This window comes from Mucilaginibacter celer (genome assembly GCF_003576455.2).
Lineage (GTDB): Bacteria > Bacteroidota > Bacteroidia > Sphingobacteriales > Sphingobacteriaceae > Mucilaginibacter > Mucilaginibacter celer.
Genome location: NZ_CP032869.1, coordinates 2282406 through 2306892 on the forward strand (window position 1 = coordinate 2282406; position 24487 = coordinate 2306892).

General features: G+C 44.8%; 17 protein-coding genes. 8 read left to right on the forward strand and 9 right to left on the reverse strand.

Going from position 1 to position 24487, the window contains the following annotated elements; all coding sequences use genetic code 11:
* Nucleotides 1-62: 62 nt before the first annotated feature.
* Entirely contained in the window at nucleotides 63-4367 is a 4305-nt protein-coding gene (locus tag HYN43_RS09060; RefSeq protein ID WP_119411394.1) for a hybrid sensor histidine kinase/response regulator, read from the reverse strand.
* Nucleotides 4368-4543: 176 nt separating this feature from the next.
* Between HYN43_RS09060 and HYN43_RS09065 the strand changes: the two genes are divergently transcribed.
* Nucleotides 4544-4756 carry a VF530 family protein gene (locus tag HYN43_RS09065; protein WP_119411395.1) on the forward strand — a complete coding sequence of 71 codons (213 nt, stop codon included), beginning with the start codon at nucleotides 4544-4546 and terminating at the stop codon, nucleotides 4754-4756.
* A gap of 158 nt (nucleotides 4757-4914) precedes the next feature.
* On the opposite strand, the gene HYN43_RS09070 is transcribed toward HYN43_RS09065, so the two are convergent.
* From HYN43_RS09070 to HYN43_RS09085, 4 genes are all read right to left on the reverse strand, one after another.
* A complete protein-coding gene (locus HYN43_RS09070) occupies nucleotides 4915-6210 on the reverse strand; it encodes a DEAD/DEAH box helicase (RefSeq protein WP_119411396.1) in 1296 nt (431 codons plus the stop codon).
* A gap of 81 nt (nucleotides 6211-6291) precedes the next feature.
* Nucleotides 6292-7089 carry a tRNA pseudouridine synthase A gene (locus HYN43_RS09075; RefSeq protein WP_119411397.1) on the reverse strand — a complete coding sequence of 266 codons (798 nt, stop codon included), beginning with the start codon at nucleotides 7087-7089 and terminating at the stop codon, nucleotides 6292-6294.
* A gap of 97 nt (nucleotides 7090-7186) precedes the next feature.
* Nucleotides 7187-7411, reverse strand: a complete 225-nt coding sequence (locus tag HYN43_RS09080) for a CDGSH iron-sulfur domain-containing protein (protein ID WP_119411398.1) — start codon at nucleotides 7409-7411, stop codon at nucleotides 7187-7189.
* Nucleotides 7412-7509: 98 nt separating this feature from the next.
* Complete coding sequence (locus HYN43_RS09085; protein WP_162996395.1) at nucleotides 7510-7737, reverse strand: hypothetical protein; 228 nt, start codon at nucleotides 7735-7737, stop codon at nucleotides 7510-7512.
* A gap of 149 nt (nucleotides 7738-7886) precedes the next feature.
* Between HYN43_RS09085 and HYN43_RS09090 the strand changes: the two genes are divergently transcribed.
* The 3 genes from HYN43_RS09090 (at nucleotide 7887) to HYN43_RS09100 (ending at nucleotide 12187) form a co-directional block, all read left to right on the forward strand.
* Nucleotides 7887-8918 carry an aldo/keto reductase gene (locus HYN43_RS09090; protein ID WP_119411668.1) on the forward strand — a complete coding sequence of 344 codons (1032 nt, stop codon included), beginning with the start codon at nucleotides 7887-7889 and terminating at the stop codon, nucleotides 8916-8918.
* Between the two features lie 448 nt (nucleotides 8919-9366).
* Complete coding sequence (locus HYN43_RS09095; RefSeq protein WP_119411400.1) at nucleotides 9367-10695, forward strand: Gfo/Idh/MocA family protein; 1329 nt, start codon at nucleotides 9367-9369, stop codon at nucleotides 10693-10695.
* Nucleotides 10696-10825: 130 nt separating this feature from the next.
* Complete coding sequence (locus HYN43_RS09100) at nucleotides 10826-12187, forward strand: 3-keto-disaccharide hydrolase (protein WP_119411401.1); 1362 nt, start codon at nucleotides 10826-10828, stop codon at nucleotides 12185-12187.
* Between the two features lie 242 nt (nucleotides 12188-12429).
* Here the strand turns inward: HYN43_RS09100 and HYN43_RS09105 are convergent, their stop codons facing one another.
* Nucleotides 12430-13458 (reverse strand): GntR family transcriptional regulator, encoded by a 1029-nt coding sequence (locus HYN43_RS09105; RefSeq protein WP_119411402.1) that lies wholly within the window; start codon nucleotides 13456-13458, stop codon nucleotides 12430-12432.
* 140 nt (nucleotides 13459-13598) lie between these two features.
* Between HYN43_RS09105 and HYN43_RS09110 the strand changes: the two genes are divergently transcribed.
* Nucleotides 13599-15257, forward strand: coding sequence for an alpha-L-rhamnosidase-related protein (locus HYN43_RS09110; RefSeq protein WP_119411403.1), 1659 nt, complete (start codon nucleotides 13599-13601; stop codon nucleotides 15255-15257).
* 192 nt (nucleotides 15258-15449) lie between these two features.
* Here HYN43_RS09110 and HYN43_RS09115 read toward each other — a convergent pair whose 3' ends face one another.
* The 3 genes from HYN43_RS09115 to HYN43_RS09130 all read right to left on the reverse strand — a co-directional run bounded on the left by HYN43_RS09115 (nucleotide 15450) and on the right by HYN43_RS09130 (nucleotide 19508).
* Nucleotides 15450-16460 carry a cytochrome d ubiquinol oxidase subunit II gene (locus HYN43_RS09115; RefSeq protein WP_119411404.1) on the reverse strand — a complete coding sequence of 337 codons (1011 nt, stop codon included), beginning with the start codon at nucleotides 16458-16460 and terminating at the stop codon, nucleotides 15450-15452.
* Between the two features lie 12 nt (nucleotides 16461-16472).
* Nucleotides 16473-17780 carry a cytochrome ubiquinol oxidase subunit I gene (locus tag HYN43_RS09120; RefSeq protein ID WP_119411405.1) on the reverse strand — a complete coding sequence of 436 codons (1308 nt, stop codon included), beginning with the start codon at nucleotides 17778-17780 and terminating at the stop codon, nucleotides 16473-16475.
* A gap of 696 nt (nucleotides 17781-18476) precedes the next feature.
* Nucleotides 18477-19508, reverse strand: coding sequence for a LacI family DNA-binding transcriptional regulator (locus HYN43_RS09130; RefSeq protein ID WP_119411406.1), 1032 nt, complete (start codon nucleotides 19506-19508; stop codon nucleotides 18477-18479).
* 121 nt (nucleotides 19509-19629) lie between these two features.
* On the opposite strand from HYN43_RS09130, the gene HYN43_RS09135 reads away from it, so the two are divergent.
* The 3 genes from HYN43_RS09135 to HYN43_RS09145 all read left to right on the forward strand — a co-directional run bounded on the left by HYN43_RS09135 (nucleotide 19630) and on the right by HYN43_RS09145 (nucleotide 24281).
* On the forward strand, nucleotides 19630-21108 hold the full coding sequence (locus tag HYN43_RS09135) for a xylulokinase (RefSeq protein WP_119411407.1): 1479 nt from the start codon (nucleotides 19630-19632) through the stop codon (nucleotides 21106-21108).
* A gap of 90 nt (nucleotides 21109-21198) precedes the next feature.
* Entirely contained in the window at nucleotides 21199-22527 is a 1329-nt protein-coding gene (gene xylA / locus HYN43_RS09140; RefSeq protein WP_119411408.1) for a xylose isomerase, read from the forward strand.
* A gap of 47 nt (nucleotides 22528-22574) precedes the next feature.
* Complete coding sequence (locus HYN43_RS09145) at nucleotides 22575-24281, forward strand: sodium/sugar symporter (protein ID WP_119411409.1); 1707 nt, start codon at nucleotides 22575-22577, stop codon at nucleotides 24279-24281.
* The last annotated feature ends 206 nt before the right edge of the window (nucleotides 24282-24487 follow it).

Below are 24487 nucleotides of genomic sequence, written 5' to 3' on the forward strand. Positions count from 1 at the left end.
AATTGTGGTGAGGTATAAATTTATCCTTCATAAACCGATAAGCAGATATAACAATGCCCGGTTTAAACGTATTTACCGTTAGGTCGTTTCATCATTTTGTACGCCGCCTTTAATACGTTAATCAGCGCCTCGGTTTTCATGGGTTTGGCAATGTAATCGTCCATGCCTTCGGCAATACATAAATCGCGGTCGTCGGGGCCTGCGTTGGCAGTCATGGCTATGATAAAGGGCTGTTTAAAAGCGTATTCGCGAATGTGCCGGGTGGCTTCAAACCCGTCCATTTCGGGCATCTGCACATCCATAAAAACAACATCAATTTCCGGATTGGCTTTTAATTTTTCGAGGGTTTCATAACCATTTTGGGCTAATGTAAAGTGATAACCCAATTTCTCGAGCATGCGGCTGATGAGTTTTTGGTTTACGGTATTGTCTTCGGCCACCAGGATGTTTAAGGGATGTTCGGCCGCGAAATCTGCATCAAGCAGTTTATCGGTTTTAACCTCAGCGGGAGGGTTAAATACTTTACCCTGAAATTCGGCCTGGATGCTTTTACCCAGTTGCGCCTGTTTTACAGGTTTGGTTAATATGCTTGAAAACAGACCGGGATATTTACGTTTTGATCCATCACCAATGGAGCTCAGCATAATAACCGGCAGTTCTTTATGTTTCTCTTTAATAACTTTGGCCAACCCTACACCATCCATCTCGGGCATTTCCATATCGGTTATTACCAGGTTAAAGCCTTCCGTATCGGCTAAAATTTCCAAAGCCTGTTTGGCCGATGGTACTGCCACTGTTTGTATGCCCCATTGCTCAAGCTGGGTTTGCAATATAAAACGGTTGGTTTTGTTATCGTCAACTATTAATACACTTTTACCCTCCAGTTCGGCGGCGTTAAAAGCTATCGGTACGTTTTTAGATTGTTTTTTACTGATGGCTGTTTTGATGGTGAACACAAATACCGATCCCTCGCCAAAAACACTCTCCACCCAAATTTCGCCGCCCATTAATTTAACAAGGCGCTCGCTGATCACCAGGCCAAGCCCGGTGCCGCCATACCTGCGCGTGGTTGACGAATCAACCTGCGTAAAAGCATTAAACAGGGTGGTTAACTTATCTTCGGGAATGCCGATGCCGGTATCCATCACGCTGAAACCGATCTCAATATCTTTATCATTTATGGTTTTTGACAGGAACACTTTTATAAATACCTCGCCGCGCTCGGTAAATTTGATGGCATTGCCGGTTAAATTGGTAAGCACCTGCTTAAGCCTCAGGCTATCACCTATAATTTGATGGGGCAGGGCAGGGTCAATCTGGTAAACCAGTTCCAGCTCGCGTTTGGCAGCAGTTTGCGAAAAAATGTCCATCACCTCCTCAATGCAAAGTCTCAAATCAAAATCTTCCTGCTCCAGGTCCATCTTACCCGATTCAATCTTCGAAAAATCGAGAATATCGTTGATCACGTTCACCAAACTATCTCCGCAGGAGATGATGGTATCGGTATAATCACGTTGCTCGGCATTCAGTTCGGTTTCGCCCAATAAGGAGGCCATGCCTATAACCCCGTTCATAGGTGTCCTGATCTCGTGGCTCATGGTGGCCAGGAAAATGCTTTTGGCCTGGTTGGCTTTATCGGCTTCTTCGCGTGCCTCCTGTTCCTGTTCTTTTTGCAGCTGCAATTCTTCTGATTGGGCAAGCAGTTCCTCATTCAGGGCCTGCAACTCTTCCGATTGGTTTTGTAACTCCACATTAAGCACCTGCAGGTTTTCTGATTGAGCCCTTAACTCTTCCGATTGCTGCATCACCTCGGCAGTGCGCTCGGTAACCTGTTCTTCCAGCAGTTTTTTCTGCCTGATGAGCAAATTAACCTTGTACCGGTAAACCGCGTAAATAAGGGCTGCGATAAATAACATAGCCAGGCTTACAAACCACCAGGTAAGCCAAAACGGAGGCAATACGGTTACCTTAAGGCTTATTTCATGTTTAGACCAGCGCCCTTCGGCATCCTGGCTTTTTACCCTGAAGGTGTAATCGCCCGCAGGGAGGTTGGTGTACGTGGCCGAATTTTTATTGCCGACATAGTTCCAGGTTTTGTCAAACCCTTCCAGCATGTAGGCATACGATTTCTTATTGCTCAGGGCATAATCCATCGATACATACTCAAACGAGATTACAGATTGGGCATGCGATAAGGTGATGGATTTTGTTTCAGATATATCTTCCTTTAGCGGAGAGGAATCGTCATTATTCTGAGCCACCCTGATGGATTTATTAAAAATTTGAAAATCGGTAAGTACCAGGGTAGGATCGTAAACATTATCCCTGATGCTGTCCGGGCTAAACATATTAAAGCCGTTAACCCCGCCAAAATAAAGCATCCCATCGCGCCCCTTCATTGCCGAATGAGGCTTATACTCTTCGGCCTGCAAGCCATCCTCAATAGTAAAATTCCTGATTTTATTGGTTTTTGGGTTATAGCGGGAAAGGCCCTTATTGGTGCTGATCCACATATTGCCGCTGTTATCTTCTTCAACAGCATAGGTGTAATTGGCCGGTAAACCATCCTGCATTTTAAAATTGGCAACCTTACCCGTAGCCGGATTTAAGCGATAAATGCCTCCGTAAGTACAGATCCAGATATTACCCAGATGATCTTCAAACAGATCGAGCGCGGTATTATTGCCAAGGGCGCTGTTCAGTTTTTCGTATTGTACCGGTTTAAACGAGTTGGTTAAGGTATCGTATAGGTTAACACCGCCATCATTGGTACCCACCCACAAGTTGCCCTTTGAATCGGCAAGCAGCGAGTTGATATTATCACTGCTGATGCTTTTAGGGTTAGCGGCACTATGCCGGTAATGGATAAATTTATTGGTTTTAGGATCGAAGCGATCAAGCCCGGTGCCCAGTGTGCCGAACCACAGCTTACCATCGGGTGTTTTCTCGATGGCGTAAATATTATTTCCGCTGATGCTGCCCGTATCCTTATCATTATGCCGGTATGAGCGGAACGTGCGGGTTTGCGGGTTCATCATGCTTACGCCATCGCCCCAGGTGCCTATCCAAAGGTTGTTTTTAGCATCTTCCTTTATGGCAAGTACATAATTGCCGCAAATGGTGCTTTTATCATTATCACTGTGTTTGTAGGCTTTAAAATTACCGGTTTCTTCATCAAACAAATTGAGGCCGCCGCCATCGGTCCCCAGCCATACATTATCCTTTTTGTCCTTGTAAACACTCAGCACAAAGTTGTTCGACAGGCTGGTTTTGGCTGCGTTATGTTTATAATGAACAAAGTTTTCGCGCGTTTTTTTATAAAAGTTAAGGCCCGATGCGAAAGCCCCGATCCACATATTGCCGTTTTTATCGCGCATAATAACATCAACCGAGTTATTGGCGATACTACTGTTATCTACATCATCCTGAAAATGATTATTAAACTTATTGGCGGCATAATTAAAAATACTGAGCCCTCCGTTTTCAGTGCCTATCCAAAGGTTACCGCCGCTATCCTCGGCCAAACCCTGCACGCTGTTGTACGAAAGTGAGTTATTGTTATACGGATCGTTTTTAAAATGCGTAAATGTTTTGGAATCGGGGTTATACAGGTTAAGACCGCCATCGCTAACGCCTATCCACAGGCGGCGGCCACTATCTTCAAAAATTGTATTTATTTTGTTGGATGACAGTGAAGCCTGATTACCTGCATCCTGCATAAAACGGGTAAAATTATTGGCCTGCCGGTTATACAGGTTAAGCCCGCCATAGGTTGTGCCAACCCAAACGTTGTCCGCTTTATCAACACAAAGTACGCGGGTATTATTATCGCTCAGGCTGCTGTTATCGGCCGGGTTATATTTATAATGGCTGAATTTATTTTTGCTGATGTCAAACCTGTCAAGCCCTTCTTTCTGGTTACAGATCCAGAGGCTGCCGGTTTTATCAAGTGCTATTTTAACCAGGATATCGCTGGCAGGGGAGTTGGTGTTGTTTTCGTTGTGACGATAATGAATAAAACGATCCTTTTTACGATCGTACATATTGAGGCCGCCGCCGCTGGTCGAGATCCAGAGGTTGCCCTTTGGGTCTTCCACTATGTCCTGTACAAAACTATTGCTCAGGCTGGTGGCATCATTAACAATGTTTTTAAAAATTTTGAATTTATTGCCATCGTAGCGGTTTAGCCCATCGCGGGTACCCACCCAGATAAAGCCGCGGCTATCCTGTATAATGCAGTTGATATTTAATTCGGAAAGCCCCTCATTACTGCCGATATGTTGAAAGTGGAGGGGACGGTTTTGCGAAAACGCGCATAGTGAAACAGCCTGCAACAGCAAAACAAGGTAACACTTAAAGCTATTCATTAAAATATATTTGGGCAACTTTGAAAGACGCGGTTTAATCAGGTGCTATCGCTGCTCTAAATTTAATAAAATTTAATTATTTATTAAATATCAACTGATAAGCATTTCATGTTTAAACGGAATGTTAACAGATTTGGTTATATTATTTTAACAAAACAAACATATACCTTTGCGCCATGCAGCAACAGCCCAACAATCCGCTCTACGGTAAAACCCTCGAAGCTATAGTAACCGAACTGGTAGAACATTATGGATGGAAGGAACTGGGCGCGCGCATCCGCATCAATTGTTTTAATGATAACCCGAGCATTAAATCGAGCCTGAAGTTTTTAAGGAAGACTGATTGGGCGAGGAAAAAGGTTGAAGAATTATATTTGAACCGTGATTGACGGGATTGTTTGATTGCCTGATGTGTTTTGCAAACATATTTAGTCTTTTCCCCTCAGGGTCTCTCACAGAGGACCCTGAGGTTTCCTCCGAAGTCGGAGACTTCGGATAGCAATAGACAGCAATTACTTCGGACAGCAATAGAAAGTGAATAATAATATTACCCGTGCTTTTTCTTCTTATTCATTTTAGCCTTGGTGCCGGCGCTAAAATTATAATCCTTTGCGTTTGATGCCTTTTTTTCGTGAAAAGCTTCGCCAGCCCACGAAGGCTTTTTATCTTCCTTTTCTGCTTTTTTTACCTTGGGTTCAGTTACAATCACCAGGTCTTCAGGCAAATCGGTGGCTGGTATTTTTTTGCCTATCAGCTGCTCAATTTTCTTGAGCGCGCTCATTTCTATATCCGTGGCAAAGGTAATAGCCATGGTTTCGACCGCGTCTGAAAATTTGGCCTTATTAATGCGCCCTATAAACTGATCAGGATCTTCAGGAATATCAAACTGGATAATAAACGGGATTCCGCTCAGATCAATTTCATCCTGGTTTTCGTTAACTGCTATCAGGATGCGCGATGCGCTATCGGCCTTAAAATCGCCAATGTTTTTAAAACCTTTAATATCAAAAAACTTAGGGTTAAAGTAAGCCACGCCTGTGCGCAGGCGGCTTTTAAGGCTTTGAAATATGGTTTCGGCAGTGGTTTGGGTATTTACAAATACAACTGTTTTGGTAAACAGCTCCTCATCATACATAAATAAATTAAGCAGGTTAAGCTTGGTGCCAAAATTAGGTACGTTGTACAGCAACTGCTCATTGGTTTCGATAGCGGTATCGCCAAACTCATCTATTTCAATCAGGGCCGGCTGCCTCATAAACGGATCGATCATTTTTTCGAGTTTGGCATGCAGTACCTCAGTAAATATTAAATGCTGTCCTTTATCAATACTGTTGGCCAGTTCAACAACCGGTAACTGCAGGCCTTTGGCTACAATCTGATCGGCGTTGTCAACAACCAGCATGTCCACTTTATTAAGATTGAGACCTAATTTAAGATAAATGGCCCGGGCACGATCAGGAGTAGCTACTACAATATCGGCACCATCGGCCAGGTCGTCCATCTGCGCTTCGGTGCCCGGTGTTACGTACAAAGGCACTATCCTGATGGATTGGTTTTTATTCAGTTTATTAAACTGTTCAATCACCTCAAATACCTGCTCTTTATCGGGCACCAGGATTAAAACGCGGGGCACACCCTCCGGGGCGTAATTAAAGCGGTTTAAAACAGTTAAAACATAGGTAGTGGTTTTGCCACAACCCTCGGGGCCAACAACAATAATATCCTGCCCGCCAATAATGCGGTTAATACATTTAAGCTGAACCTCGGTAGGGTTTGCAAAGCCGGCTTCATTTACCGAACGTACCAGTTGCTTGTTAAGCTTCAATTTATCAGACCACGCCATCAGGATACTATTAAAATTTAAAACGAGGGTGCAAAATTACCAATTTAATAGTTGTGATTTATAAAAATCGACGGATAAGGCTTATAAAGGCTGCCACTCGCTATTACTAAGCAACGAAAATGCCGAGCGCGGCTCCAAATCCAGGTAACGGTAGGTTACTTTAGATAAGTAAAGGCCTTCGGGTTTTGCCGGTATAATGATTTTTGGGGTTTGTTTATTGGCGATATAAAACTCAAATTCATCCACACTCATTTCACCGCGGCCAATTTCCAGTAAGCGACCAACTGTGATCCTGATCATCCGGTTTAAAAAACGATTGGCAGTGATACTGAACCTGAGTTTATACCCGTTTTCATCGATATATAACCCGGCCGACATTACATTGCAGCGGGTATTGTCAACCCTGTCGGGCATTTTGCATAGCGCACGATAATCGTTATACTTTGGCAACACGGAAACCGCTTTAGCCATGGCTTCCAAGTTTAGGTCCTGATCGGGATAAAAAGAACTGAATTTGCTCAGGAAAGGGTCTTTATAATTATGGATAAAGTAATCGTAACTGCGCTTTACGCCATCAAAACGCGCGTGCGGATCGCCCTGCATCGGGATAATATCAAATACGGCTATATCATCGGGCAGCACCTTATTAAGGCGAAACAGCAGATCAAAATCAGGCTCAGCGTTTATTTCCGTATGAAAAAAGAACTGGCTGGCATGTACCCCGGCATCAGTGCGGCCGCAGCCCACTATATTTACTTCATATTTAAAAATGCGCTTGAGTGCCGTTTCAATGGCTTCCTGCACGGTTAATGCGCTGGATAGTTTCTGCCAGCCTGCATATCGTGTGCCGTGATAACCAATATGAAAAAAGTAGCGCATAATTTATCAGGGTATAAAGGCCAAAAATGCAGATTATTTTATAAAACAAAAGCCCGGCGCAATTAAACACCAGGCTTTGTATATAAATAACAATTGTTTACACTTTTTTTGGAGGAAGATCAAAAGCAATAGCGTTATGCTCGAAATGGCCTTTGTGCGAACCATCGCAAAATGGTTTGTTTTGCGATAAGCCGCAGCGGCATATCGAAACTACCGTACGACCCTGCAAGCCATAAGCATTGCCCTGCATATCTACAATTTCAAAATCGCCCTCAATTTTCACCGAGCCGTTATTATTAATAGTAAGTTTAGTTTTTTCCATGAATTAAATTTTGGCCAAAAATAAAGATTGAGGTAACGCCAAAATGGGTTATTTGTTATTTAGAAGTGTTCCTGATTGGACTAAAAAGGGCAGGGGGATCAGGCAAAAGATTGATTAAAAGCAACCAGGATCTGCAGGAAAACATCACGGTCTAATGCGAGAGTGGCCGGTGGTTCGGGCTTTAGCAATTTGTCGTTTTTAATTTTTACAGGAAACAGGGCTATAAAATCGCGCAGGCCAATCTGGTATTTCAGTACCGGGTCGCGGTGGTAAATTTCTTCCAGCCTCATTTCAAAAAGAGAGATACTGATTGGGTCGGCAGTCATACCCAAAACTAATATTTCTTTGCTTTATGAGGCAGCAGCTCCGGGCACAAATGACATTTATATGATCTGTAAAATTGGACATCCCGAAGACAATAATTATAAATTTGTTACCGGGGCAACATCGCCTGCAAAAAAATAAAAACTACACTATGGAATACAAACAATTAGGAGCATCAGGATTGCGGGTGCCCGTATTAAGCTTTGGCACGGCCACTTTTGGCGGCGGTAACGAATTTTTTAAAGCCTGGGGCGATACCCAGCTTGATGAAGCCAAAAAGCTGGTAAACCTATGTCTCGATGCCGGCGTTAACCTTTTTGATACCGCCAATGTTTATTCGCACGGTATTTCTGAAGAAATTTTGGGCAAGGCCATTGAGGGGATCAGGAACGAAGTGCTGATCTCAACCAAGGCTACTTTTACCATGGGCAGCGGCGTTAACGATTTTGGATCATCGCGCTTCCACCTCATTAAATCGGCCGAAGAAAGTTTGAAACGCTTAAATACCGACCGGATTGATATTTACCACATGCACGGTTTTGATGCCACCACACCTGTTGAAGAAACCCTGCGTGCGCTTGATGACCTGGTTACAAGCGGCAAAGTGCGCTACATAGCCTGCTCCAACTTTTCGGGCTGGCACCTCATGAAATCGTTATCTGTGTCCGAAAGATATGGCTGGAGCCGTTATGTTGCTCACCAGGCTTATTACTCCTTATTAAACCGCGAGTTTGAATGGGAACTAATGCCGCTTGGTATCGATCAAAAAGTGAGCACTATTGTATGGAGCCCGCTGTCATCAGGCCAGCTTAGCGGTAAATTCAGGAGAGGGCAACCTATCCCCGCCGACTCGAGAACAGTAAAGGGCGGTGCTCACGGCCCGGCTACCAATTTTGAGCATTTATATAATATTATTGATGTCTTGGATGAGGTTGCCGAAGAAACCGGTAAATCAGTACCGCAGGTAGCTTTGAACTGGTTGCTGCAACGCCCAACCGTTGCCAACATTGTAATAGGCGCCCGCAACGAAGAACAATTAAAACAAAACCTCGGTGCCATAGGCTGGAATTTAACCACCGAACAGGTTAAAAAACTGGATACCGCCAGCGAGGTTGACCCGATATATCCGTACTGGCACCAGCGCCAAAACCTGAAACTGGTTCCGCTGCCGATACAATACTAAGAGAGACTTAATTTTACGATGTGCAAAGGGCTGAGACCACTTGTACGTCGTATTCCTAAAATGCGTAGAAATACGCGAGCCATCATGGCTTTTTCCGTACCAGCACGCAGTGTTAATGATAGGTTCCGGTTTATATTTGCCTGGTAGATAATTGCCTTTAATTATTACGATACTGATTTGTATTAAATCAGTATACAGCATAAATCACCGAAGATTCAATATAAAGGCACAGTATATCACCTGATTTTTATCCTGTAATGTGCAAAGCTAATTCAGTTATTAATACCCCCGTAAGCCCCCTGACCGGGGCTTTTGTTTTTTAAGTAACAGTTAAATTACAATTGCACTTAAAAAAATCCTGCCCTTTTCTTCAACCCTTTATAAAACTTAGCTAATTTGCGGCCCGGCCCGCCAGGCTATCTATAAACCAACTAACCTGTTCCTATCTATGGATAGAAGAAAATTTATTCAGTCAACAGCCCTTGCCGGTACCAGCTTTGTGCTTGCGCCGCAGTTATCAAATGCTTCGGGAATATTTAAAGGCTCGCCAAACGATAAAGTGGTGTTAGGTATGATGGGTACCAACAGCCGCGGCCTGTACCTGGCCCAAAGCTTTGCCAAAATACCCAATGTAGAGATAGGCTATATATGCGATGTTGATGCAAATGTTGTTGCTAAAACAATTGAGGCCATCTACAAGCAAACCGGCAAAAAGCCGCAGGGTATTACCGATATCCGCAAAATGCTGGAGATAAAAGATGTTGATGCCGTAGTTATTGCCGCGCCCGATCACTGGCATGCCCCGGCCACCGTTATGGCCTGCCAGGCGGGTAAACATGTTTATGTAGAAAAGCCATGCAGTCATAACCCGCACGAGGGTGAACTGGCCATTGCCGCATCAAAAAAATATAACCGGCTGGTGCAAATGGGCAGCCAGCGCCGCTCGTTCTCAAACGTGCAGGCTATGGTGAAAGAGTTGCATGATGGTGTTATCGGCCGGGCTTATTATGCCAAGGGCTGGTATACCAATCACCGGGCTACCATAGGCAAAGGTAAGCAGGTGCCTGTTCCTGCAAATTTAAATTATGAGCTGTGGCAGGGGCCGGCACCGCGCAAAGCCTACCAGGATAACCTTATTCACTACAACTGGCACTGGTTTTGGAACTGGGGAACCGGCGAGGCCCTGAACAACGGTACGCATGAGCTGGATGTGATTCGCTGGGGGCTTGGGGTTGATTACCCCAGCAAGGTGGTATCAACCGGAGGCCGTTTTCATTTTAATGATGATTGGCAAACGCCCGATACCCAGAACATTCTTTTTAATTTCCCCAACAATACAGCCGCCGAATGGGAAAGCCGCAGCTGCAATGGCTACAATATTGAGCAATTGGGCAGGGGCGTGATATTTTATGGCGATAAAGGCACCTTGTTTTATGATGGAGGTAATGGCTACCGTGTTTACGATGGCGATAGCAAACTGGTAAAGGAAATTAAGGATGATACCAAAGTGGATGCCACCAACAAAGTAAGCCCCACCGAGGCTTTAGACGGCTTCCATTTAAAAAACTTTGCCGACTCGGTTAGAGGAACTGATAAGTTGAACTGCCCGATAGAAACCGGCTTTAAATCAACCCTGCTGCCACAATTAGGCAATATCTCGTACCGGGTTGACCGTGTATTGCATATCGACCCCAATAACGGTCATATTTTAAATGATGCCGAGGCGCAAAAGCTTTGGAGCCGTGAGTATGAGAAAGGGTGGGAAGTGAAAGTTTAAGAAATAAAAAAACACGTCATTGCGAGGAACAAAGCAATCCCAAACTATACAGGGAACTCGCATGGCCGCTCTGCTTATCGGGGATTGCTTTGTTCCTCGCAATGACGATTTTTTAAAGTAACAATCAACTATGAAAAAAATACTATACCCTGCAATTGCACTTTTTGCCTCGGCGGCATTTATGCCCGCACAGGCCCAGACCAAATTATTTGATGGCAAAACCCTTAACGGCTGGAAACGTCTTGCCGGCACTGCCGATTATAAAGTTGAAGACGGTGCCATCGTTGGCACCACCGTATTAAACTCGGGCAACTCATTCCTGGTTACTGAAAAGGAATACGGCGATTTTATCCTGGAGCTGGATGCCAAAATTGAAAGCGACCTGAGTAACTCGGGTGTGCAAACCCGCAGCCATTATGATCCCGAAGGCAACAAAGGCAAAGGGAAAGTTTACGGCCGCCAGTTTGAAATTGACCCTTCGAGCCGTAAGTGGACCGGCGGTATTTACGACGAAGGCCGCCGCGATTGGCTGTACCCCCTCGATCTGAACCCGAAAGCAAAAGATGCCTTTAAAGTTGGCGAGTACAACCACATTAAAATTGAATGCATAGGCAACGAAATGAAAACCTGGATAAACGGGGTACCTGCAGGAGATGTGGTTGACACCATAGACAGCAAAGGTTTTATAGCCCTGCAGGTGCATGCCGTGAGCGAAGAAAAACAGGCCGGTAAAAAGGTGTACTTTAAAAACCTCAACCTTAAAACCACCAACTTAAAATCAACGCCGTTTCCTAAAGATGTGTACGTGGTAAACCTTACCCCAAACAGCATCACCGGAGCCGAAAAAGCTGCCGGCTGGAAACTGCTGTACGATGGTAAAACCAATACAGGCTGGCGCGGAGCCACATTAAAAGGCTTCCCCGACAAAGGCTGGGAATATACCAACGGTACTATGCACGTGCTGCCTTCGGCCGGGCAGGAAGAATCGGGCGGTGGTGATATCGTAACCAATGATAATTACGGCGCGTTCGATCTTTCGTTCGAGTTTAAGCTTACGCCGGGTGCCAACAGCGGTGTTAAATATTTTGTCACCCTTTCTGAAGTTACCAAAGGTTCGGCCATCGGTTTGGAATACCAGGTGCTTGATGATAAACTGCATCCCGATGCCAAGCTGGGCCGCGACGGCGACCGCACACTTGCTTCGCTGTATGATTTGATTAAAGCCAATAAACAGGATCGCTTTGTACACCCGATTGGTGCCTGGAACACAGGCAGGGTAGTGGTTTATCCTAATAACCATGTTGAACACTACCTGAACGGTATTAAAGTACTTGAATACGACCGCGGCTCACAAGCCTACCGCGACCTCGTAGCCATCAGCAAATACAAAATCTGGAAAAACTTTGGCGAAGCAGCTGAGGGGCATTTGTTGTTACAGGATCATGGCAACGAGGTGTTTTTCAGGAGTATTAAGGTGAGGAATTTGAAGTAAGAAAACCCCTGCCATCTCTTTGCCGGTAGTGAAAACCGGGACCTTTGAAGATGAGATGACATATTTCTCCGTCATACCGATTTGTTTCGGCATCCCACAAGACAGGTAGCCCGCTTGCTCAGCAAGGCTGCTTAGCCAGTGGGGTGCTGAAACAAGTTCAGCATGACCTTAATTACTGTTATGTTATGAGCAGCAGCCTGCTGAAGCACAAACTATTGTTCCCCCTTTAGAGGGTTAGGGGGCTACAACGACTTCCTCAACCTCACCGTAAACGGCACCGCAAAATGCTCGTGGCAGCTGCTCAGCGCAAATTCGGCAGTTTTGATGCCCATCAGATTAAAATCGGTTGATATGGTGGTAATACCGTCGAGAATGATCTCTTTAAGCGCGGTTTCGTTATAAGATATCACGCCTACATCCTGGGCTACTTTTAAATCTGAAGCGATGATCTTTTTTACCAGTTCAACCAGGTCATCTTCAGTAAGACTGATATAAACGGTATCTTTGTGGATATTTTCGGCAGCTAAAGTTTCAACCACATCGTACTCAAAAGCATACTGGCGGCAAAAATTTACAAAGCCTTTCATAATCTCTTTTGAGTGATAGGTTTTGCCGGGGAAGATCAGCTTGAGCGTATGATACCTGCTCAGGTTTTCGAGCATGCTTTTAAGGGCTTCGTAAACATCGGTGGCAAAATCTTCATATATCGCCGCAAATTTGCCCGTAACGCCCGGCACCAGGTTATCCAGCAAAATCAGTTTATCCTTGGGGATGGTGTTGATGATTTCGTGAGCCTTGGTTTCATTATCCAAAAAGTGGGGTATGACAATAAATTTGGCATAATCACTTTGGATTCCCTCGGCAATAATCTTTTTAAAAAAATAAAAATCGTTGTTATAAATATAAAAATCTACAGCCGCCTGCTCGCCTATGGTAGCCACAAAGGCATCATAAATGATCTTTTTATGGGCGCTTAATTTATTGAACAGCAGGAAAATTTTGAGCGGTTTCTGAAAATCGGTATTCGAAATAAAAAAACCTTTACCTGGAACTGAACTTACAATTCCCTTGTCTTTCAGTTCTTTATAAACGCGTTCTATAGTATTGCGTGAAGTATCCAGCGCATAGCTCAAATCATTGATAGATGGCAGCATATCATCCTTCACTATCTGCCCGCTTTCGATAGCCCTGATAATGGCGTTAGAAAGTTGCAGGTACTTCGGGGTGATGGAGTACTCATCGATAGATAATATTTTCAGATAGTTCTTCACATCACAAATGTAATATTTGCCCGCACATTCTCATTGTGTAAAAAAGACAGATAGAGATAGTTAAGCCGCAAGGTGTGTTTATCTTGCTTAACCAATTATCATCCGCAGCTACTTATTGCGGATAAACCTAATTTAAACCAATGGCATTAAACCACAACCACAGCAAAATTTGTTTTGTAGCCGTCACCTGCATGCTGCTTTTTACCGCAAGCGTAAAAGCCCAGGACATTTATGCCCAATACCGGCAAAGCTGGCTAAAAAAAGCGGAAGACTTTAAACCCAAACTCACCGAAACGGTAAAACAACCCATCGGCCTTGTAAAAATGGAAAAGGATGCATCAGCTTTTCAGGGTTGGAAAGCTGTAAAAGGCAACGGTATCGATTCGCTTTATAACCAATCATTCAAAAAACAAAGCGGCGTTGTTGCCGATTTTGGCGAGCATTTAACCGGCTATTGCACTTTTACCATTAACACCTTAAGGGGAACCCAGGATGCACCGGTGCGATTGAAGTTTACTTTTGGAGAGGTACCGGCCGAGCTTTCGGTACCGTTTGATCCGTACCCCGGCGGCTTAAGCCGGGCATGGCTGCAGGACGAAATTATAACCGTTACCGAAATGCCTGCCACTATTACCATACCGCGCAGGCTGGCTTGCCGTTACGTGAAAATTGAACTGCTGGGTGCTTCATCATATTTTGATTTCCATATCACCAAAATCCAGTTTAAAGCAACTACTTCGGTTACAACCACGCCGGCCGGTTTAGCTGCAGGTACATCACCAATGATTAATGATATTGACAGGGTAGGGCTTACTACTTTGAAGGAGTGTATGCAAACCGTGTATGAAGACGGCCCCAAACGCGATCGCCGCCTTTGGATAGGCGACCTGTACCTCGAATCGCTCGCCAACATGTATTCGTTTAAAAACTATGATCTAACCCGCCGTTGTTTTTACCTGCTGGCAGGTTTATCAGGCGATGACGGCATCCTGATCTCCAACGTGTTTGAAACGCCCGAACCGCATGCACAGGTTGGTAACCGCCTGCTTGATTATTGTTTTCTTTATAATGTAGCGTTAAAGGAGTACGTAGCAGCCACCAATGATAAGCAAACCGGCCTGGAGTTATGGCCTGTTGCAAAAAAGCAACTCGACATTGCCCGTAAATATGCCGGGGCAGACGGCATGATGGATTATGTAAAGGCAGGCAAGGAATGGTGGGTGTTTTTTGACTGGAAGGATGGGCTGGATAAACAAGGCCCGCTGCAGGGATTAACCGTTTATGCCCTCAACCAAACCTACCAGCTGGCAAAATTATTAGGCAAGGAAAATGAAGTAGCCGATATTCCTGCATTGGCAAAAAAGCTGAAAGATGCCGCCCATAAAAACCTGTACGATAAAAAGCAGGGCTTATTTGTAAGCGGTACGGATAAACAAATCTCGTACGGAACGCAGGCCTGGATGATATTGAGCGGCGTAGCATCAAAAGCTGAAGCCCAAAAAGCCCTGAAAGCTTTACCCGGTGTGGCCAATGCAGTGCACCCGGGCGGTCCATACATGTATCACTATTATATGGCGGCCTTAATTGAAAGCGGATTAAAAACAGAAGCAAAAGAAGCACTGCAAAACTACTGGGGCGATATGGTAAAAAAAGGCGCCGATACATTTTGGGAGGTATACGACCCCAACGATGAGCTGAAATCGCCTTATAATTTTTACCCAGTGAATAGCTATTGCCATGCCTGGAGCTGTACGCCGGTGTATTTTATCAGGAAATACCCGGATACATTTCAAAACTGAACCGTTGATAGGAATGATTACATTGATTTCGCTGATTTTTAAAAAGGCAACCTGCTATTTAAACTTGATTCAACCCACACTTCACTTGCAAGGAATCAGCGAAATCAACGTAATCAAAACTGAATCAACGGTGCGGAAGCAACGTAATCAAAACTAAATCAACGGTGCGGAAGCAACGTAATCAAAACTCAATCAACGGTCTTTCTTTTTAAATGCGTAGTACAAATACCCCAGCGCCGGCAAAATAAATAAACTACCCACCAGCAAACCTATCCCCAAATCGTCAATACTGTTGTCGTTGGCATGCTCGGTAAGCAGCGACATCGAGCTGCCATCTTTAAAAATAACAAACCTCGGGAAGCGCGAAAAACCTACCGATATCAAAATCATACACACCTGGAAAGCGGCCAGAAGCCTGATCCATTGCCGGTTGCGTTTGTGGGATATAATCAGATAAAGTACTCCTAATGAAATAGTTGCCGCAATTACCGCAACTAAGCTTACGGGGTTTCCAAAAATCCAGTTGGCTAAATGAACTTTTTCATAACCTGAAGCCAGGAATACCAGTGCGCCGCAAATTACGGCCACTATGTTCATGATTTTGGCTTTGCGGATGTAACGCTTAATCTCGTCTACATCATCAGTTTCGCCTACAATATAGATGGCAGCGAGGAAGCCGCACAGTGCCACCGTAAAAAAGCCCACCGCTACCGAAAACCAGTTAAGCCAGCTAAAAATATATGCATGGGCAAAATCGGTTGCTTTGGGGTTGATCTGGCCCGAGAGTGCGCTGCCTGCTATGATGCCTAAAAACAGCGGTGTTACAAAGCTTGAGTAAACAAAGATCTGGGTATAAAAAGCCTGTGTTTTCTCATCCTTCACCGCATCATAATTACGAAAGGAGAAGGCAGTGCCGCGGGCAATTACGCCTAACAGCATAATAAGCAGCGGGATGTGCAGGTAAATACACATTTCGCTGTAAATAACAGGGAAACCCACAAACAGGATTACCACGGTAATAATGAGCCACATGTGGTTAGCCTCCCAAATGGGGCCTATGGCCTGGTACATAATTTTGCGGGTGCGGTGCTTATTATCTGTCGAGGTAAAAAGCTCGATAATGCCGGCACCAAAATCGGCCCCGCCCAGTAAAAAATAGAGGGTGATGGCGGCGAAAAGGAAAAGGATGACGATGTAAAGCATGATCTCGGGGTTTTAACGGTCGTACAATTCAGGCACCATCTGGATCTGCCTTTTCAATAAAAATATAACGGCCACACTCAGCGTAAAATAAATAAAGCTGAACAGGTAAAACGAGTACTGAATACCCGGCATGGGCGTAACGGCTTCGCTTGTGCGCATTACACCCTGAATAATCCAGGGCTGCCGACCCACCTCGGTAACCGTCCACCCGGCCTCAAGGGCTATAAAACCGAGCGGGGTTGCCCAGATAAATAATTTCAGGAACCATGGCTTGCTGAGCAGATCCTTCTTTTTCCATAATTCATAAAAATAAACCATGGCTATCAGCATCATCAAAACACCAATACCCACCATAATTTGAAAGGCATAGTGCGTTACAGCTACCGGCGGCTGGTTTTTTACCGGGATTTTATCCAGGCCGTTTACAGGTGTTTTAAAATTATCATGCACCAGGAAGCTTAATAAACCAGGGATTTCGATGCCGTAGTTCACTTTTTTAGCAGCCGTATCCGGGATGCCGCCAATAACCAGCGGGGCGTACTCCTGCGTGTGGAAATAGGCTTCCATCGCGGCAAGCTTGGCCGGCTGGCGTTTAGCAGCATTTTTGGCCGATAAATCGCCGCTTAATGGTTGGATGATTGCTGCTACCGCGCCGAATATGATGGCTATTTTAAATGCTTTGGTATGAAACTGAATGTTCTTTTTACGATAGATCATCAGCGCGTGGATCCCCGCCACAGCAAAACCCGTTGCCGAAAACGCCGCGATGATCATGTGCAATGATTCGGAAAACCAGGCCGCATTAAACATGGCTTTTACAGGATCGATATTAATGTATTGTCCGTTCACAAAATCAAAGCCCGAAGGGCTGTTCATCCACGAATTGGCCGAAACCACCAAAATGCCTGATGCAACACCACTTACGCCTACAATTATTCCGGCCGTCCAATGCACCCAGTTATTTAAACGGTTCCAGCCGTAAAGGAACAATCCCAGGGCAATGGCCTCAATAAAAAAAGCAACGCCTTCCAGCGAAAAAGGCATCCCGAAAATCGGTCCGGCGTGTTTCATAAAGCCAGGCCAAAGCAGCCCAAGCTCAAACGAAAGCATGGTGCCTGATACCGCACCGGTGGCAAAGAAAATAGCTACGCCCTTGCTCCAGGCCACGGTAATGTTTTTGTAAACCGGGTTTTGAGTTTTAATCCATTTAAAGTGTGATATGGCCATAAAAACCGGCATCCCCATCCCAATGCAGGAGTATATAATATGAAACCCTAACGATAAAGCCATCTGGGATCTGGCCGCTAAAAAATCATCCATAGGAGTATACTTAAATAATGGCTGAAATTAAAGCATAATGTAACAAATTTGTAACTAATTGCTTATCGATATTGAATTTAAAATAGGATTTTTTGTGGGGATGAATTGGATTAGTGGGGAATATTTAGTAGTGAAATTGGTGTTTGATTTTCACGCAAAGTAATTGAGTCGCAAAGTTTTGATTTTTATGTAGGGTTGAGAGTTTTAAGCACGCAGAGGCGCAAAGCCGCAAAGGTTTTTTGTGGATGGTTGAGAGTTTTAAGCGCGCAAAGGAGCCAAGCCGCAAAGGTTTTTTACGGATAGTTTGAGAGGTTTAAGCACGCAGAGGCGCTAAGCCGCAAAGATTTTTTTGTGGATGGTTTGATAGTTTTAAGCACGCAAAGGAGCCAAGTCGCAAGGTTTTTTGCGGATAGTTTGAGAGGTTTAAGCACGCAGAGGCGCTAAGCCGCAAAGGTTTTTTGTGGATGGTTGAGAGTTTTAAGCGCGCGAAGGAGCCATGTCGCAAAGGTTTTTTGCGGATAGTTGTAGAATTTAAGTGCGCAAAAGTGACAAAGCCTTTTTTTTAAATGTTTAGGGCCATTTGCAGGTATACAATACTTCATTGCCGTTGGTTTTAACCAACGGAATTATGCGCAGTGATAAAAAAAAGGGGCTTCAGCCCAAACCGATTGCTTTGTTGGGCTAAAGTATGTATTTCTATGCTTTCTTCGCTGTCGATCCCCTGATAATCAACTCCGGTTTAATGCTGATGATTTTCGGCTTTACCGCAACATCGCTGTTGGCTACTTCCTGGAAAAACAGGTTACCAATAGTATTGCCCATGTAAACACTGAACTGATCGATAGTAGTGATCGACGGACTGGTGATTTGTGTAAAAGCCTCGTTCGAGTATCCGCAGATGCCTAATTCTGATGGTACTTTAATACTCATCGCGTTAGCAACCTCTAATACACCTAACGCCGAGAAATCTGAAGTTGAAGCAAATATAGCATCGGGAGGCTGGGGGAGGTTGAGGAGTTTGCGGGTGGCCTCGGCACCTAACTCTTTTGTCCAGGCGTTTTCAACTATCAGCTCGTCAATAACAGCCACTTTATGATGAGCTAAAGCCCGGAGATAGCCGTTTTTACGCTGGCGGAAAATATTGAGGTTTTGCGGGCCTTCCAATAGTGCGATTCTCTTGTAACCATTATCTATCATGTGCGATACCGCCTCGAAGGAAGCCTGCTCGTTATCGTTAATTACTTTAAGAGTTTCCAGTTCTTCGGCCACACGGTCAAACTGGATAAGCTGGATGCCGTGGTCTATTACGTTTTGCAGGTGCTGGTAATCATAGCTATCGGCCGAAACTGAGATCACAATACAATCAACGTGTTGGTTAATGAGCGTGTTAACACACTGAATTTCCTTATCGTGCACTTCGCCCGATTGGCAGATGATGAGGTTATACCCTTTTTGATAGGTAGTTTCTTCAATACCGGCAATCACATTGCTGAAAAAGTTTTGGTTAATGCGCGGCACCACCACGCCAATGGTTTTTGAATGCCCCTTACGCAGGTTGGAGGCCAGCGTGTTGCGCTTGTAGTTCAGTTCATCGGCTGTTTTGATGATGAGCTCGCGGGTTTTTTCGTTCACCTGGCTGCTGTTGTTCAGCGCGCGGGATACCGACGAGGCGGTGATGCCGAGTTTGGCGGCAATGTCGTAAATGGTGGTGCGTTTAACTTTCTTCATTGATAGGTGCAATTTGGAAAAAATATTTTACGCAATCGATTGCAATTTTCATTTATTTACATATTTTCGTTGCGTTAAGTTACCAATTAAACAAAACAACCAAAATTCATACTAAAAAGCTATGCTATTATTAGGGATCGATATAGGTACCTCGTCGGTAAAGGTGAGCGTTGTTGACGCTGCCACACAAAAAGCTCTTGCCTCGGCACAATACCCGGATGAGGAATCGCCAATAAAAGCATTGCACCCGGGTTGGGCCGAGCAGTCGCCATCCATGTGGTGGGAGCAGTTTCAAAAAGCTTTGTGGCTTTGTCACGCCAGAGGAGAGTACAACCCGCAGGATATTGCTGCAATCGGTATAGCTTACCAGATGCACGGATTGGTTTTGGTTGATAAAGACCAGAACGTTTTGCGCGACAGCATTATATGGTGCGATAGCCGCGCCGTTGAAATTGGCGATAAAGCGTTTGCAGCAATAGGCGAGGAGTTTTGCCTGTCGCACCTGCTTAACTCGCCCGGTAATTTTACCGCCTCGAAACTGGCCTGGGTTAAGGAGAATGAGCCTGAAACTTACACGAAGATAGATAAGATCATGTTGCCCGGCGATTACATCGCCATGAAACTTACCGGAGAGATCACCACATCCGTATCAGCCTTGTCTGAAGGGGTGTTCTTTGATTTTAAAACTAACAGTATCTCCAAAGAGATTGTAGAATACTTTGGTTTTGACGAGGCGCTTTTTCCGGTTATCAACCCGGTGTTTTCATCGCACGGAACATTACAGGCATCTATCGCCACGAAATTAGGGTTAAAAACCAGTATCCCGGTGACTTATAAATCGGGCGATCAACCAAATAATGCTTTATCATTAAATGTACTTAACCCCGGAGAGGTGGCCGCTACGGCCGGTACATCGGGCGTTATATATGGTGTGAGCGATCAGTTGGCCTACGATCAGCAATCGCGCATCAACACATTTGCCCACGTTAACTACGCCGATGAGCAGAAAAGACTTGGGGTTTTGTTGTGTATTAACGGAACCGGAAGCCTGTATCGCTGGGTAAAAAACACTTTTGGCACCGGCTACAGCTATAACCAAATGAATGCCGAAGCCGAAAAAGCTCCATTAGGCAGTGAAGGCTTACAGGTATTACCATTTGGGAATGGTGCCGAGCGAATGCTGAACAACAAGCAGATAGGCGCGCACTTCCAGCATATCGATTTAAACCTGCATACCCCGGCGCATATTTTCCGGGCTGTACAGGAGGGTATAGCATCATCATTCCGCTATGGGTTTGATATTATGCGCAGCAACGGCATGAATCCAACCGTAATCCGTGCAGGCAAAAGCAACCTGTTTTTGAGCGACCTTTTTACCCAAACCTTTGTTAACGCCACAGGTGTACCGGTTGAACTTTACAATAACGATGGCAGCGTAGGCGCGGCTTTAGGCGCAGGGATTGGTGCGGGCATTTTTAAATCAGCAACCGAAGCATTCAGCAATATCCAGGCAATAAAGCTTATCGAACCGACAACTGATGCTTTTGAACCGGTTTACCAGGATTGGAAATTACTGCTTGAAGCGAAGCTGAAAGCTTAAAGCAAAAGGCTGAAAACTAAAAACACTTACAACTATCAAACAAAACAACTCACTAAATCAATAACTCACTAATTCACTAATTAAAATAATATGAGCATAATAACAGGCGAAAAAGAATTTTTTAAAGGAATAGGCCAGATCAAATTTGAAGGCCTTGAATCAGACAATCCGCTGGCGTTTCGCTGGTATGATGCGGATAGGGTAGTGGCCGGTAAAACCATGAAAGATCATTTGCGTTTTGCCTGTGCTTACTGGCACTCGTTCTGCGGTAACGGTGCCGATCCGTTTGGTGGTGCTACGCATGTTTTCCCATGGGATGAAAAGGCGGATGCTGTTGAGCGCGCTAAAGATAAAATGGATGCCGCGTTTGAGTTCATCACCAAAATGAACATGCCTTACTACTGTTTTCACGACGTTGACGTGGTTGATTACGGCAACGACGTAGTTGAAAACGAACGCCGTTTACAGGCTTTGGTTGATTATGCTAAAGAGAAACAGGTTGCCAGTGGTGTAAAACTGCTTTGGGGTACAGCCAACCTGTTCAGCCATAAACGCTACATGAACGGCGCTTCAACCAATCCTGATTTTCATGTATTGGCCCATGCAGGCGCGCAGGTAAAAGCTGCTTTGGATGCTACCATCGCTTTAGGCGGCGAAAATTATGTTTTCTGGGGTGGCCGTGAAGGTTATATGAGCCTGCTGAACACCGATATGAAACGCGAGCAGGAGCATTTGGCTAAATTTTTACATACCGCTAAAGACTATGCCCGTAAGCAAGGCTTTAAAGGCACTTTCTTTATCGAGCCAAAACCTTGCGAGCCAACCAAACATCAGTATGATTATGACGCCGCTACCGTATTAGGCTTTTTACAGAAATACGATCTGATCAATGATTTTAAACTGAATTTGGAAGTTAACCACGCTACTTTGGCAGGTCACACCTTCCAGCATGAGTTGCAGGTAGCTGCCGATTCGGGTTTATTGGGTTCGATAGATGCTAACCGCGGCGATTCGCAAAATGGCTGGGATACCGATCAGTTCCCGAACGATATCAACGAAATTACCGAGTGCATGCTGATTATCCTTGAAGCAGGTGGTTTCCAGGGCGGTGGTATTAACTTTGATGCCAAGATCCGTCGTAACTCTACCGATCCTGCCGATCTGTTCTACGCGCATGTAGGCGGTATCGATCTGTTTGCAAGGGCTTTGGTAACTGCCGATAACATCCTGCAAAAATCAGAATACAAAAAACTGCGTGCCGACAGGTATGCTTCATTCGACGCCGGTACCGGAAAAGATTTTGAAAACGGTAATGTTTCTTTGGAAGATTTGCGTAACTATGCGATAGCTAACGGCGAACCTAACGTGACAAGCGGTAAACAAGAATATATCGAAAACTTGATAAATCGATATATATAGTTTATAATTGTCAATCATACATATTAAACCAAAGACAAACCAAAACAATGAACCAAAAAACCCTTTCTATCGGCGATTACGCTGTGTTCCTCATTTACTTTATTATTGTGGCCGGGTACGGCTTCTGGGTGTATAAGCGAAAGCACAACGCTGATGCCACCTCGAAAGATTACTTTTTGGCCGAAGGGTCGCTCACCTGGTGGGCTATCGGAGCTTCGCTCATCGCCTCAAATATCTCGGCAGAACAATTTATCGGAACCAGCGGCTCGGCCTTTAAAATGGGTTTGGCCATATCAACTTACGAGTGGATGGCGGCAATTACACTGGTTATTGTGGCAGTTTTCTTTATCCCGGTTTACCTGCGCAACAAAATTTTCACCATGCCGCAGTTCCTGCACGAAAGGTACAACGGTACGGTAGCCATGATTATGGCGATATTCTGGTTGCTGCTTTACATCGTGGTTAACCTGATGTCAATCCTTTACCTTGGTGCTTTGGCTATCAGCGGTATCTCTGGTCTGGATATCAACTTCTGTATCATCGCGCTGGCTGCGTTTTCGGTTATCATTACGCTGGGCGGTATGAAGGTTATCGGTTATACCGATGTTATCCAGGTTGCGGTACTGATTTTGGGCGGTTTAATGGCCTCATACCTTGCATTGACGCTCTTAAGCGAAAAAGAAGGTACCCATGGCTTATTAAACGGTTTCGCTATCCTGAAAAAAGAAGCTCCTGATCATTTCCACATGATCTTCAAAAAGGATAATCCTAACTACATGGACCTGCCGGGCCTAACTGTATTGATTGGCGGTATGTGGATCACCAACCTTAACTATTGGGGTTGTAACCAGTATATTACCCAGCGTGCTTTGGGTGCAAACCTTAAAACTGCCCGTGGCGGGATCCTGTTCGCGGCTTTCCTTAAACTGTTAATGCCGGTTATCGTAGTATTGCCGGGCATTGCTGCGTACCTGTTGTACCAAAAAGGTATGTTCCATCAGGAAATGATGAGCCACTCGGGCGTAACCGATCCTAACAAGGCTTATCCGGCCTTGCTTAACCTGTTGCCTACCGGCTTAAAAGGCTTATCGTTTGCTGCCTTAACAGCTGCCATCGTAGCGTCATTAGCTGGTAAAGCCAACAGTATTGCTACCATCTTTACTTTAGATATCTACAAAAAAGCTATCAACCCCGAGGCTACCGATAAAAAACTGGTTAGCTTGGGTAAATGGTCGGTTGTGGTGGCTATGGTTTTAGGCATCCTGTTATCGTTCCTGATTGGTGAAAAACTGATGGGCGAGGGTAAACAAGGCTTCCAGTACATCCAGGAGTATACAGGCTTCGTATCTCCGGGTATTTTTGCCATGTTCATCCTTGGTTTCTTCTGGAAAAAGGCTACCTCAAATGCCGCGCTGTTTGCAACCATCGGCGGGTTTATCTTTTCATGTTTCTTTAAACTTTGTCCACGTTTTATTGATCTGAGCTTCCTGTCGCCTTACGGTTTCTCTAAACTGGCTTTACAGGATGATAAAGTGACCCAGCTTTACGAAATTCCATTCCTTGATCGTATGGGTTTTGTATTTGTGCTTTGTGTTGTTGGTATGTATATCATTTCAAAAATTGAAAACGCCCGCGGTGTTGTGCCAAACGGGCTGGTGGTTGATACTTCGATGTTTAAAACGTCACGTGCCTTTACAGCCGGTGCTTTAATTGTAACCGGTATTGTTGTGGCATTGTACTCAATTTTCTGGTAGCAGATCATTACTTTAGTATACAACGGCGATGGATTAAGTTTCATCGCCGTTTTTGTTTACTGCCCTCCCGTCATCCTGAACTTGTTTCAGGAACCCACAGGTCGTCTACATGCATTGCGGCATCACGTGTGGGGTGCCGAAACAAGTTCGGCATGACATTTAATGTTAATTGCACCCTCACGCAAACGTTTTCGTTGATTGTTTGG

Coding starts and splice junctions, on each gene's coding strand:
- HYN43_RS09145 (WP_119411409.1), top strand. CDS start 22,575: ATGAACCAAAAAACCCTTTCTATCGGCGATTACGCTGTGTTCCTCATT.
- HYN43_RS09090 (WP_119411668.1), top strand. CDS start 7,887: ATGGAATACAAACAATTAGGAGCATCAGGATTGCGGGTGCCCGTATTA.
- HYN43_RS09115 (WP_119411404.1), bottom strand. CDS start 16,460: ATGCTTTACATCGTCATCCTTTTCCTTTTCGCCGCCATCACCCTCTAT.
- HYN43_RS09095 (WP_119411400.1), top strand. CDS start 9,367: ATGGATAGAAGAAAATTTATTCAGTCAACAGCCCTTGCCGGTACCAGC.
- xylA (WP_119411408.1), top strand. CDS start 21,199: ATGAGCATAATAACAGGCGAAAAAGAATTTTTTAAAGGAATAGGCCAG.
- HYN43_RS09085 (WP_162996395.1), bottom strand. CDS start 7,737: ATGACTGCCGACCCAATCAGTATCTCTCTTTTTGAAATGAGGCTGGAA.
- HYN43_RS09060 (WP_119411394.1), bottom strand. CDS start 4,367: ATGAATAGCTTTAAGTGTTACCTTGTTTTGCTGTTGCAGGCTGTTTCA.
- HYN43_RS09100 (WP_119411401.1), top strand. CDS start 10,826: ATGAAAAAAATACTATACCCTGCAATTGCACTTTTTGCCTCGGCGGCA.
- HYN43_RS09130 (WP_119411406.1), bottom strand. CDS start 19,508: ATGAAGAAAGTTAAACGCACCACCATTTACGACATTGCCGCCAAACTC.
- HYN43_RS09075 (WP_119411397.1), bottom strand. CDS start 7,089: ATGCGCTACTTTTTTCATATTGGTTATCACGGCACACGATATGCAGGC.
- HYN43_RS09120 (WP_119411405.1), bottom strand. CDS start 17,780: ATGGATGATTTTTTAGCGGCCAGATCCCAGATGGCTTTATCGTTAGGG.
- HYN43_RS09110 (WP_119411403.1), top strand. CDS start 13,599: ATGGCATTAAACCACAACCACAGCAAAATTTGTTTTGTAGCCGTCACC.
- HYN43_RS09080 (WP_119411398.1), bottom strand. CDS start 7,411: ATGGAAAAAACTAAACTTACTATTAATAATAACGGCTCGGTGAAAATT.
- HYN43_RS09135 (WP_119411407.1), top strand. CDS start 19,630: ATGCTATTATTAGGGATCGATATAGGTACCTCGTCGGTAAAGGTGAGC.
- HYN43_RS09065 (WP_119411395.1), top strand. CDS start 4,544: ATGCAGCAACAGCCCAACAATCCGCTCTACGGTAAAACCCTCGAAGCT.
- HYN43_RS09070 (WP_119411396.1), bottom strand. CDS start 6,210: ATGGCGTGGTCTGATAAATTGAAGCTTAACAAGCAACTGGTACGTTCG.